Here is a 12550-nt window from a genome sequence, read left to right on the forward strand (position 1 = left end):
GTTAAGATCGAACAATGATGTCATTACGTACCCTTCTCACACCATCTACATTTGCAGCAATTGCTCCTGCACGTTGTTTTAATCGTTCAGTAGCCACAAAACCACTAAGTTGTACTTCATCTTTAAAGGTTTTTACTTGTATTGCTAAACCAGTAGTTCCTAATTGATTCACTAACGTGGCTTTTACCTTAGTCGTTGTGGTAGAACTATCAAGAAATTCTCCTGTGCTTTCTCTACCTGGAGAAGCGACGCATGCTATAATTATTATAGATAAAAGCACCACAACCATCATTTTCAGTGAGTTACGCATCTCCAACCCCCTAAAGAAAAAACCCCATTAGACTACCACAAAATTTAATGGTATACGAATTGTGAATACAAATTAGAACAAATCATACTCAAGAAGAGTGTGCTTGAGGATTTTTAGAATCAACATTTACTTTTTTCACAGCTGGGCGATGACCATGCTTAGGATTTCGGTAATCATGGGGATGCTCATCAAAACCATATATTTCTGATCGAGGAGGAACAGAATGAAAATATCCAGCATCATAATATTCAGGCTGAGTCATTTTACAAGAAATCAAACTTGAGAGTAGTAAAAAACAAATCATCAAACGTTTCATGAGCAGTTTCCCTCATACAAAAAAGGGAAGTTGCATTAAAATGCAGCTTCCCTTTTTGCTAATAAGTAACCTTAATTCTTACTTATTTTGCTGTTACTTCAACTTTAACATTTTTATCATTTTCGCTCTTATTAAGGCCATTAGCCAAGTAAGGGACGATTCGAATTGTAGAATTTACAGAAGTATATTGATCATAAATTACTACGTTATATGGGAAGCGTATCGATTCAATTGTAACACGCATGCCAGAGTGGCAATAGCCATAATAAAATAAATCAATATAATGAGCTGAATCCAAGCGAGGAATCATAAAACCAGGTAAACCAATGCCATCATCGAAAATACCATAGACATAAACATCATCATAAGATCTGTTTATCACTTCAATTTGGCAGTAACCTGGAACCATAGAAGGCTTAATGGCTGCACTCTTACTATTGTTAACTTCATTAGCTTTAGGATGCATATGTTGATTTGCTGCAATAGCATGACCAAACAATCCAAAACAAATAGCAAACAACAAGGACTTCAACTTCATGGTTTCTCCTTTGATTGATGAAAGCCGCATAGTAGCAAAGTGTTGAATTTAGTCAATAGGATATTTTTGTAACCATGAAATATATTCTTAATAAATCTCATATCGATAAAATTGAATCACATAAAACAATTATAAAATTTATCTTTCGTGTTATATTTGGCAAACTTGAAAATTTGCCGTTTTCTAAAAATTCGGGGGAGCATTGATGAAGTTAGTAAAAAAGCGAATGACCATTATGGGAATAATCTTACTGATTGTTTTCGGTGGGATCATTGCGTTTAACTTGATAAAAGCATTCTTGATCAAACGCTTTTTTGCAAACTATCAACCACCGGCTGTTTCTGTAGCTTCAGCGGTTGCAAAAGCAGTAGACTGGCAACCAACGATTAATGCAGTGGGTAATTTCGTAGCTATTAATGGGGTAGATGTAAACTCACAAGCATCAGGAAATGTCATTAAAATTGATTTTGAGTCTGGGCAGTTTGTTGATAAAGATGCACCATTGATCACAATTGATGACAGTGTTGATCAAGCAGTACTAAAGTTTAATCAAGCTGAACTCGCCATTAAAAATTTAAATTATCAACGCCAAAGTGATTTATATAAACGTGGTGCATCACCCATATCTAATGTGGATGAAGCTAAAGCAAATCGCGATCAAGCTCAAGCTAAGTTAGAGCAAACTGAAGCACAAATAAAGCAAAAACATATTACTGCTCCTTTTGCAGGAAAATTAGGGATACGTCAGATCAATTTAGGACAATTTATCAGCCCAGGACAAACTTCGATTGTTTCCTTACAATCACTTGATCCGCTGTATTTGCAATTTTATCTTCCAGAGCAACTTTATAAAAAGATAAAACCAAATCAAACCATTACATTTTCTGTAGAGGCATTTCCTCATGCTCTTTTTGAAGCAAAGGTTACAGCAATTAACTCCAAAGTGGATCAAAACACTCATAATGTGCTCGTCCAAGGGACTCTTGCTAATTGCCCTACTTCAGCAATTAAAGATCCTGCAAAATCATCCCTAGTAAAAATTCGCAAAGAACATTTGGGAAATAAATTGATTGTTTCTTGTAATTCAGACCTTAACGCCCAAAATAAAGTCCATAGTTTTACATTTGTTCCAGGAATGTTTGCTTCGATTGAGATAAACCAACCGTCTCTACCCAACACAATTATAGTTCCCTCTACCGCAATTTCTTACAGCTTATACGGCAACGCGGTCTATATTATCGAAAAGAATGCGGAGGGTAAGAAAAATAAAGATGGATCTGATCTTCTAACCGTTAAGCGTGTCTTTGTCACTGTAGGTGAACAACAGGGTAATTATACAGTCGTTAAAAAAGGGATTAAAGCAGGACAATTAGTAGTGAGCGCAGGGGAAATAAAATTACAAAATGGCACTCCTGTATCAATCAATAATGAAGTCAAACTTGATGAAGTGAGTAATCCAGATATGTTAGGACAATAGACTCAAAATAACTTGTGTTCGATACAAAAGGCATAAAAATGCCTTTTGTGTTGCTAGCAGAAGTTTATGCGCGCATCGTCTGTTACAGAATTTTTTAATCAGGAAAAGTTATGAAATTTACCGATCTCTTTATCAAACGGCCTGTGCTTGCCATGGTAATTAGTTTGCTTATTTTTCTTTTTGGTATTAATGCCATTTACAATATGCAAATTCGCCAATATCCTCGTATGGATAATACAGTGATTACCATTATGACTGGTTATCCAGGAGCTGATGCAGATCTCATCGCGGGTTTTATTACTTCTCCTATAGAAAAGGCCGTAGCCAGCGCTGAAGGTATCGATTACATGACTTCTTCAAGCACCCAAGGCTTAAGTACAATTACATTAAATATTAAATTAAATTTCGATCCACAAATTGCCTTTACCGATGTAATGAGTAAAGTGCAACAAACAATCAACCAACTTCCCAAAGAATCTCAGCAACCCGTTATTCTAAAAACATCCGATGCTTCCACGGCATTGATGTACATCAGTTTGGATAGTACCCAAATGACACCCCAGCAAATCACTGATTATGCAACCCGTGTGGTACAACCGCAACTGCAAACAGTAGATGGGGTAGCCAAAGCGGACATCCTCGGAGGCTCTACTTACTCGATGCGTATTTTTCTTGACCCAAAAAAAATGGCTGCATTGGGTGTTGCACCTTCTGATGTATCGGCGGTGCTTGCTAAAAACAATTTCTTAACCGCAGCGGGGAATACAAAAGGAGAATATGTAGCACTCAGCATTACGGCAAAAACAGATCTAAATAGTGCAACCCAATTCAGTAACCTTATTGTCAAAAGTGATAAAGGCTCTATAGTGCGCTTACGAGATATTGGAACAATAGAGTTAGGTTCGCAAAGTTATGATTCCTCAGTAACCTTTAACGGAAAAAAAGCGGTATTCATTTCTATAACACCCACTCCAACAGCGAACCCTCTAACCGTGATCAGTGCTGTTAGGAAGATGTTGCCTTCTGTGATCAAGGAATTCCCTCCTTCTTTAACAGGAACAATAGTCTATGATGCAACGGCGTTTATCAGAGCTTCTCTGGACGAAGTAACACATACTATTATTGAAGCTGCTTTAATTGTTATTGTGGTCATCTTTTTATTCTTAGGCTCTATTCGCTCTGTTTTTATTCCTATAGTGACCATTCCTTTATCATTGGTAGGTGTGTGTACCCTCATGCTTATACTGGGATACAGTATTAATTTATTGACTTTGCTTGCTTTTGTTTTAGCGATCGGTTTAGTTGTGGACGATGCAATTGTAGTGGTTGAAAACGTACACCGTCATATAGAGGAAGGGAAAACCCCTTTTGACGCTGCGATGATAGGCGCACGAGAGATTGCGACACCTGTTATTGCGATGACGATAACACTTGCTGCAGTTTATGCACCTATTGGCTTTATGGGGGGGCTGACTGGCGCTTTATTTAAAGAATTTGCTTTTACCTTAGCAAGTGCAGTAATTATTTCTGGGATCATTGCGTTGACTTTATCGCCAATGATGTGCTCTAAAGTTTTATCTAAAGACATAACGAGCGGTAAGTTTGTCCATTTTCTTGATAATTTTTTTAATAAACTTAAATCAAAATATCAAAAAGCATTACATAGTTTACTCGACACTCGTGTGATTATGCTCTATTTTGCCGCGGTTGTGATTCTGATGCTTCCTTATCTCTATACCCATACTGCAGCAGAAACAGCACCCGATGAGGACCAAGGCTTCTTTTTTGTCATGGCAATGATCCCTCAATATGCAACACTTAATTATATTGAAGCATTTACCAAACCTTTTGACGAAATTTATAAAAGTTTTCCTGAGGCAGAAAATTACTTTACTGTAAATAATAATCAGCCTATATCCGGTATGGTACTTAAGCCCTGGAATGAACGCCAAAAAAGCCAATTTGCTTTGAAACAACCCTTACAAGATAAGTTATCCAATGTCGCAGGATTAAATGCTTTTGCTATTGTTCCTCCTCCTCTTCCTGGTGGTGGTGGAGGAACACCTGTTCAATTTGTTATCAAAACAACAAATGATTTTCAGAGTTTGCTTGATGTATCTAACAAACTTACTGAAAAAGCCAAAAAAAGTGGCTTATTTATCTATGTAGATAATTCACTTAAATTCAACCAACCTCAAATTGTAATGAATATTAATCGCTCTAAAGCATCAGAAATGGGATTAGACATGCAAGCGGTTGGCAGTAGTTTAACGAGCGCTCTATCAGGTAATTATGTCAATTATTTTAATCTTGAGGGACGTAGTTATCAGGTGATACCCCAGTTAAGTCGTTCCTTTCGTATGAGTCCAGAAGAATTAGGACAAATTTATGTACGAACCATTAATGGCACTATGGTTCCACTCTCAACTGTAGTAACCTTGGTAGAAAAAACCGTACCAAATGCAGCTTCGCATTTTCAACAAATGAACTCGGCAACCATTCAAGCAGTAATGATGCCAGGAAAAACCTTAGGTGAAGGATTACAATTTTTACAAAAAGAAGCAGATCAAGTATTACCCAAAGGATTTTCTTATGATTATGGTGGCGAATCAAGACAGTTTATGCAAGAAGGTAATGCATTGCTCTTTGCTTTTGTTTTTGCAATCATAATTATATTCTTAGTACTTTCTGCTCAATATGAAAGCTTTCGCGATCCACTTATTGTCTTAATTAGTGTCCCTATGTCGATTTGTGGTGCCTTGATTCCTTTAAATTTAGGATTAGCAAGCATTAACATTTATACCCAAGTCGGTTTAATCACCCTCATTGGCTTAATCTCAAAGCATGGAATTTTAATTGTAGACTTTGCCAATCAATTACAACGAGAAAAAAATCTTGATAAGCGAGCTGCCGTAGAAGAAGCTGCTGGAATTAGATTAAGACCCATTCTCATGACCACCGCTGCAATGGTATTCGGAGTTTTGCCACTTTTAATTGCCAGTGGTGCTGGTGCTGTGAGTCGCTTTGACATTGGGCTAGTTATCGCAACAGGATTACTCATAGGAACTGGATTCACCTTATTTGTGGTCCCTACCTTATATACTTATCTTGCCGAAGACCATCGTTCAAAAACATCTGAACCTCAATTTGATGAAGCAAGAATTCCTGATGTGCACTTGCCTAATCAACATCATTAAATAAGGTGAATTTCTACCTAGATCTATTCAGGATGAGGAAGCACTGCCCTTGACTATAAGAGACACTCGACGTCCCGCGGCTTGTGCACGGGACGTAGGAATAAGAATAAATTCCTTAAGTTAACCAGTTATGGATAAAGATATAATTATAACGAGTCTCTATCACGAGCCGTTCGAGCTGAGGAAGCATTTATGCTCTCTCGAAACCTTGGCATCGGGTTCGAAAGTACCTACCAAGGCTTCGAGACGGCGCTGGTGCGCCTCCTCAGCCCGAACGGGTCGAAGTAATAACTCGATCTCTTATCCATAATTGACGTTAAGTTAACGTGAGTATCGTATAAGCGAACGTGGATTTACTCCGAACCGTTCGGGCTGAGGAAGCGCGTAGCGTTGTCTCGAAGCCTTAGTATGAATTTTCACATTCTGTGCTAAGGCTTCGAGAGAGCATAAATGCTTCCTCAGCCCGAACGGTTCAGGGCAAAGACTGGATCTAAAAAGATTCTTTATCCGACACTCACGTTAAGTTAATGGCAGTGAGGCCGAGGAGATGCGCCCGCATCGTCGCTAAGCATACCAAAGCTTAGCGACAACAGCATAAATGCCTCCGTGAGGTAATATTTGCTTTCTTATCCCATAACCAACCTAGTGTGACCCTTGCATTTAGCACCGAAAAACGCCAGTATAGTCGCCCCAACTGCGCACATCCTTGCTCAACTTATTAAATAATTTGTGATACCATTTCTAGTTTTATCAGTACAGGTTTAATTATGGATAAAATCTATTCCCCAGAAGCAATTGAAAAAGCGCGCTACAAGCATTGGGAAAATCATCATTATTTTCAACCTCATGGTGACGGCCAAAAATTTTGTATCATGCTCCCACCTCCTAATGTCACTGGTAGCTTACATATGGGGCATGGTTTTCAGCACACAATTATGGATGCATTAACTCGTTATCACCGAATGTTAGGTGATAAAACGTTGTGGCAACCTGGAACTGATCATGCAGGTATTTCAACTCAACTTGTGGTGGAGCGACAACTTGAAGCATCAGGCATTTCTAGAAAAGATCTCACTCGTGATCAATTTCTCCAACGTGTGTGGCAATGGAAAAACGAATCGGGCAATACCATAACCCAACAAATGCGACGTTTAGGTGCGTCAGTTGACTGGAGTCGCGAACGATTTACCATGGATGAAGGATTGTCTGCTGCTGTGCAAAAGGTATTTGTACAACTTTATGATGAAGGGTTAATTTATAGAGGTACCCGTTTGGTAAATTGGGATCCTAAGTTAGGTACTGCTGTATCAGACCTTGAGGTAATTTCAGAAGAGGAAGATGGCTTTCTTTGGCATATTCGTTACCCAATCGTGAATTCAACAGAGTTTCTGATTGTTGCTACCACGAGACCTGAAACAATGTTAGGTGATACAGCTGTTGCTGTACATCCCGAAGATTCAAGATTTAAACATCTTATTGGACAAGAGGTACAACTGCCTCTTTGCGACAGAACTATTCCCATTATTGCTGATGAATATGTTGATAAAGAATTCGGAAGCGGTTGTGTTAAAATTACACCAGCCCATGATTTTAATGATCATGAAGTAGGTAAGCGTCATCAACTACCCTTAATCAATATATTCACTAAAAAAGGCTCTATTAATAAAAATGCCCCCATAAAATATCAAGGCATGGATCGATTTGTCGCGAGAGAACAAATCATTAAAGATTTAACCGCAATCGATTTATTACTTAAAACAGAACCACATAAACTCAAAGTTCCCCGCGGCGAAAAATCAAATGTCATTATTGAACCGCTTTTAACCGATCAATGGTATGTTAAAACTCAACCTTTGGCAGAGCCAGCTATTGCTGCAGTACAAAACGGTGATATTCGTTTTATACCCGAAACATGGACGAAAACTTATTTTCAATGGATGAATAATATTGAAGATTGGTGCATTAGCCGTCAATTATGGTGGGGACATCGAATCCCTGCCTGGTATGACAATAATGGTAATGTATACGTAGGCTATAGTGAAAATGATGTACGCTTTAAGTATAAAATTAAAGACTCTACGGTACTAAAACAAGATGAAGATGTCCTTGACACTTGGTTTTCCTCGGCTCTCTGGCCTTTTTCCACTCTAGGTTGGCCTGAGCGTACCCCTGAATTGGAACAATTCTATCCAACTTCTGTCCTAGTTACCGGTTTTGACATTATCTTTTTTTGGGTAGCTCGTATGATTATGATGGGCTTAAAATTTACAGGTAAGATTCCTTTTAAAGAAGTATTCATTACCGGCCTCATCCGTGATAGTGAAGGGCATAAAATGTCCAAATCAAAAGGGAACGTACTTGATCCTTTAGATATTGTTGATGGTATTGATCTTGAATCATTAATTGCAAAACGAACATCTAATTTAATGCTTGAATCAGTTCGCGATAAAATCGTTAAGGCTACACGTAAAGAATTTCCAGAAGGCATTAGTGCCTATGGGACAGATGCACTTCGCTTTACATATTGCTCACTTGCATCAACAGGACGTAATGTACGTTTTGATATAGGTCGTGTTGAAGGATATCGAAACTTCTGTAATAAACTATGGAATGCTGCACGATATGTCTTATTGAATACAGATGAAGAGCAAATTGATTTCGGAGATGGAGCATTTCAGTACAGCCCTGCCGATCAATGGATTCTATCTCGCTTACAACGCACCATAAGCAAAGTTCACCATTATTTTGAAACCTATCGATTTGATTTATTATCAAACACTATTTATGAATTTGTCTGGCATGAATATTGTGACTGGTACTTAGAATTATCTAAGCCTATATTACAAGATGAACATGCATTGAGCGCCTTGAAAAGAGGAACACGAAAGACACTCATTCATGTCTTGGATCAAATTCTAAAAATGTTGCATCCGTTAATGCCATTTATTACCGAAGAAATTTGGCAACGAACCACAAAATTAACCAGTGAGAATGGTGCAAGCATCATGGTCAGCGCCTATCCTCAGGTCAATGAAGAGTTTATTGATAATACTATTGAAGAAGAGTTAGAGTGGTTAAAATCAGCGATTCAAGCAGTACGTACCATACGCAGTGAAATGTCGATTTCACCAGCCAAGTATATTCCACTTTATATTCGTAATATTACACCAATACTCAAAGAGCGTTTAGAAAAGTACCAAGATACTTTCAAAGCATTGGGTAAATTAAACCATATTCATTGCCTTAATCCGGATGAAAAAGCCCCTGTCTCAGCAACAGCAGTATTGAACGAAATTGAATTACTCATTCCGATGGCTGATTTAATTGATAAGGAAGCTGAATTAACTCGACTCGCAAAAGAATTAGCGAAATTGGACAAAGACATCAGCCTTGCTGAAGGTAAATTAAATAATCCTAAATTCACGGATAAGGCACCTGCAGAAATTATTGCCAAGGAACAAGAAAAATTCACTCAGGCACAGCAGGCTAAAGAAAAATTATTAGAACATAAAACAAGGATAGAGTCGCTGTAAACTGGAGCACTACTGATGGTTACAAACAAATTAAACTACGAATATCACCATATGGGCATACCCACCTCTACGCCTATGCCAAATGAAAAATATAGTTCTACATTTAAAATGTATACAACAGATGGTAACAATCCTTTCCGGATCCAATGGCATCGTTTTGAAGAAGACTGCCCATTGCATCCGCTTATTCAATCGACTCCACATGTGGCATTTAAAGTAAGGAGTATTGATGAGGCTATTGCAGGAAGAACTGTTTTACTCGAACCTTATTATCCTTTCGCTGGTTTTCGCGTTGCAATGGTGGAAATTGATGGTGCTCCCGTAGAGTTCATTGAAACGACATTAAGCGAAGAAGAAATTTGGGGTAACTCTCATAAAGGTTCTGTGATTTATCCTGAAAGAGAGTAAAGGCTCCAGTTACAGAAAAAAATGTAAGCGCTCACGCCTCATGCACCGAAAGGCTGCATTTGGCTTTGGAGTGTACGTATACTCAATTGCTCACTTTCCTCGGCATACTCTCCGATTAATCCACCATGCCAATAATAAAGTTGATAATACTCCTAGATAAACACCCGTATCTTTCCAATCACTACCAACCAATTGCAATGCATCTGGACTATGCAAAACTGAAAAGGGTATCGCCAGCAAAACATCCATAATTGCCGAACCTGCAACAAGCCCACAAGCAATAAGAGTTCCTTTTTGCTTTCGAAGCACTACTTCATCTTTAACAAGATTACTTTTTTTCAAATGATTATTCACCCAAAAAGCAATCATACCTCCAATAAATAATGGAAAAGAGGAAGAAAGAGGTAGGTACATCCCTATAGCAACTCCTAAAATGGACAAGTTTAAATAACGTCTTAATTTAAAAAAATGATTTAAGAAAATAATAATTAAAATAATACTTGAACCAATTAACATCATTGCCCATGGCAATGAATTTCTAAATACTGCTTCAGTAATCGCAGCCATTAATGCTGCTGTAGGCGCGGGTAAAGATTGATTTATATCCATATTAGGATGAGGCATTACCCCTGCTATACCATACACTTCAAACAGCAATTGCATTACTGGAGGAATAACCAAAGAAGAAATAACTACGCCAAGCAATAACATGAGTTGCTGTTTCCAGGGTGTTGCTCCAACTAACTGACCCACTTTCAAATCTTGGGTATTATCATTAGCAATGGCTGCAATGCCTGTGACTACAGCCCCAATCATGATCGTAATTGCCTCCGCTGCTTGAATTTGTTCCGTGCTTAATGGGAGAGGTAACATATGATCAATCGCGACCAGCAATAGCCACGCTGCAAAAAGCATCCCTGAAATAACCACCGAACTTCCGGGACTTGCTGTTACACCAACCATCCCTGAAAAATAGGCAGTAATTACTGAAAAAATAAATCCAATAAATAAAACATAAAGTACCGCTAAGAAAACTAAGGTAGGTGAGTATTGATTGTCTAATCCTACCTCCCCTAATGGTAAAACAAGTTGAAAAAATAAAAATAATATTGCTGCGAATGCACCAATGCCTATTAAGATAAAGGGTAGCGGTATATCTTTATCAATACGAGGCAGCTGCTCCATTTTTCCTTTAGAGCTAAAACTATTTAACGAAGCCCGAATATTTTTAGACAAAGGTTTAATTAGCTTTAAAAAGGTCCATACTCCAGCAAACAGCATAGCCCCTATTCCCATATAGCGCATCTCACTGTTCCATAAAAATGATGCTGCTTGTTCCGGAGGATAATGATTGATAAAGTCTGGGTAAATGTGACTGACTACAGGTAATGCAATTAACCAAGAAATTACTGCCCCTAAAAATATGCTGATCGCCATATCATGACCAACAAGATAACCAGCACCTATCATTGTTGCGGAAAATCCAGCACCAAGACCAAACAAAGAGCGCTTTACCACAAACCAATATCCCCAACTATTGGCAATTATTTTAAATCCAGTTTGTAATAATTCAATAAAACCACCAATTGCACCACCAATTAATATGTCTTTAATACCTGATTTTTCAACGGATGATTTTAATACTTCAGCGATAGCTCTACCTTCTGGAAATTTTAAAGACTGGTCATGGACCAAAATACGACGTAATGGAATGGAAAATAATACGCCCAAAATCCCCCCACAAACTGCAATAAAAAAATTGGTTAGATAATCAAAATGATTCCAAAAACCAATAATAATTAATGCAGGAATAGTGTATACAATTCCACCAGCAACTGCTTCACCAGCAGAAGCTGCAGTTTGAACCGCATTATTTTCGAGAATAGTAGGATTTTTAAAAAAGCGTAAAATCCCCATGGAGATAATCGCTGCTGGAATTGAAGCCGAAGTTAGGATCCCCAACTTCAATGCAAGATAAGCATTAGACATGGCTAACAATACAGTAAGTATGATAGCAAGTAGTATCACTCGGACAGTAAGTTCCGATACTTTTTTGTCTGCAGCTATAAAAGGTGTATCTGCCATTAACGACCCCAAACTTTGTGTGCTATTTCAGGTTTTAATAAAGAAGCGATTTGAGATAAAGGAACATTCACTGTCTGCGCGCCATAGACATAAGCCGCAACTTGATACGTATCGAATATAACATCTATCCCTTTTGGCGAAAAAGACCAGATTTTATAGTTTTTATCTGTAGGCTTAGTACCTTCTGCAATCCATTTTTTATCTGAGATATTTTTTGCAATTATTTGCTTATAGCAAAAATCGGCCATAGGCTTTAAATAATCTGCTTCTGGGCGAAATAGCTCGGATAGTTGAACTTGAGATCCATCAATAAAATTTAACGTACTTACTGTATTTGCAGGATGTGCCGCACCTTTATGATAGATAGAAACCATAATACGTACACTTAAAGCATTTTTTGTTTTGTAGGGTAATGAATAGGTAATATTCAAACCTGATTTACCTGGTGCATCAGCAGAAACATCAGCATCTGCTCCAACTTCTTTAAAAAAACGTTGCTTTGTATTTTCAATAAATCCCTGTAAGGCTGCATCAATACGAGGATCTTTAAATCCTTGGGGATACTTGATATCCAAAATATAAGCAGAAGTTTCTTTTTGAACTGATGCTGGATAAATGGCATAAACAACAAAAGAACATACTATAAGACCTAAAGATAAAACGATTTTTACTAATTTTAGCATAAT

9 protein-coding genes are annotated in these 12550 nt (G+C 37.9%); 4 read left to right on the forward strand and 5 right to left on the reverse strand.

Translation table 11 applies throughout. The features are described 5' to 3' along the window. Nucleotide 1: 1 nt before the first annotated feature. The 3 genes from DYH34_RS13470 to DYH34_RS13480 form a co-directional block, all read right to left on the reverse strand. A complete protein-coding gene (locus tag DYH34_RS13470; protein WP_058464546.1) occupies nt 2–310 on the reverse strand; it encodes a BON domain-containing protein in 309 nt (102 codons plus the stop codon). Nucleotides 311–398: 88 nt separating this feature from the next. After that, the gene (locus DYH34_RS13475) at nt 399–626 is read right to left on the reverse strand and encodes a hypothetical protein (protein ID WP_058464545.1); all 228 of its coding nucleotides are present in this window, start codon (nt 624–626) and stop codon (nt 399–401) included. A gap of 82 nt (nt 627–708) precedes the next feature. After that, nucleotides 709–1164, reverse strand: a complete 456-nt coding sequence (locus DYH34_RS13480) for a hypothetical protein (protein ID WP_058464544.1) — start codon at nt 1162–1164, stop codon at nt 709–711. A 205-nt stretch (nt 1165–1369) separates the two neighbouring features. Here DYH34_RS13480 and DYH34_RS13485 point away from each other — a divergent pair, with 205 nt between their 5' ends. From DYH34_RS13485 to DYH34_RS13500, 4 genes are all read left to right on the forward strand, one after another. Then, nucleotides 1370–2641: an efflux RND transporter periplasmic adaptor subunit gene (locus tag DYH34_RS13485; protein WP_058464543.1), complete on the forward strand. Its 1272-nt coding sequence runs from the start codon at nt 1370–1372 to the stop codon at nt 2639–2641. 110 nt (nt 2642–2751) lie between these two features. Further along, nucleotides 2752–5838 (forward strand): efflux RND transporter permease subunit, encoded by a 3087-nt coding sequence (locus DYH34_RS13490; protein WP_058464542.1) that lies wholly within the window; start codon nt 2752–2754, stop codon nt 5836–5838. Nucleotides 5839–6605: 767 nt separating this feature from the next. Further along, complete coding sequence (locus DYH34_RS13495; RefSeq protein ID WP_058464541.1) at nt 6606–9371, forward strand: valine--tRNA ligase; 2766 nt, start codon at nt 6606–6608, stop codon at nt 9369–9371. Nucleotides 9372–9386: 15 nt separating this feature from the next. Beyond that, nucleotides 9387–9779 (forward strand): hypothetical protein, encoded by a 393-nt coding sequence (locus DYH34_RS13500; RefSeq protein ID WP_058464540.1) that lies wholly within the window; start codon nt 9387–9389, stop codon nt 9777–9779. Nucleotides 9780–9869: 90 nt separating this feature from the next. Here the strand turns inward: DYH34_RS13500 and DYH34_RS13505 are convergent, their stop codons facing one another. Continuing rightward, nucleotides 9870–11864 carry an OPT family oligopeptide transporter gene (locus tag DYH34_RS13505; RefSeq protein WP_058464539.1) on the reverse strand — a complete coding sequence of 665 codons (1995 nt, stop codon included), beginning with the start codon at nt 11862–11864 and terminating at the stop codon, nt 9870–9872. Beyond that, on the reverse strand, nt 11864–12547 hold the full coding sequence (locus DYH34_RS13510; protein WP_058464657.1) for a DUF3298 and DUF4163 domain-containing protein: 684 nt from the start codon (nt 12545–12547) through the stop codon (nt 11864–11866). Before DYH34_RS13510 ends, DYH34_RS13505 begins: the two co-directional genes overlap by 1 nt. Nucleotides 12548–12550: the final 3 nt, after the last annotated feature.

This window comes from Legionella cincinnatiensis (assembly GCF_900452415.1).
Taxonomy (GTDB): Bacteria; Pseudomonadota; Gammaproteobacteria; order Legionellales; family Legionellaceae; genus Legionella; species Legionella cincinnatiensis.

Excerpts from the sequence above, each read along its gene's own strand:
- DYH34_RS13470 (WP_058464546.1), bottom strand. The coding sequence starts at position 310 with ATGCGTAACTCACTGAAAATGATGGTTGTGGTGCTTTTATCTATAATA.
- DYH34_RS13475 (WP_058464545.1), bottom strand. The coding sequence starts at position 626 with ATGAAACGTTTGATGATTTGTTTTTTACTACTCTCAAGTTTGATTTCT.
- DYH34_RS13480 (WP_058464544.1), bottom strand. The coding sequence starts at position 1,164 with ATGAAGTTGAAGTCCTTGTTGTTTGCTATTTGTTTTGGATTGTTTGGT.
- DYH34_RS13485 (WP_058464543.1), top strand. The coding sequence starts at position 1,370 with ATGAAGTTAGTAAAAAAGCGAATGACCATTATGGGAATAATCTTACTG.
- DYH34_RS13490 (WP_058464542.1), top strand. The coding sequence starts at position 2,752 with ATGAAATTTACCGATCTCTTTATCAAACGGCCTGTGCTTGCCATGGTA.
- DYH34_RS13495 (WP_058464541.1), top strand. The coding sequence starts at position 6,606 with ATGGATAAAATCTATTCCCCAGAAGCAATTGAAAAAGCGCGCTACAAG.
- DYH34_RS13500 (WP_058464540.1), top strand. The coding sequence starts at position 9,387 with ATGGTTACAAACAAATTAAACTACGAATATCACCATATGGGCATACCC.
- DYH34_RS13505 (WP_058464539.1), bottom strand. The coding sequence starts at position 11,864 with ATGGCAGATACACCTTTTATAGCTGCAGACAAAAAAGTATCGGAACTT.
- DYH34_RS13510 (WP_058464657.1), bottom strand. The coding sequence starts at position 12,547 with ATGCTAAAATTAGTAAAAATCGTTTTATCTTTAGGTCTTATAGTATGT.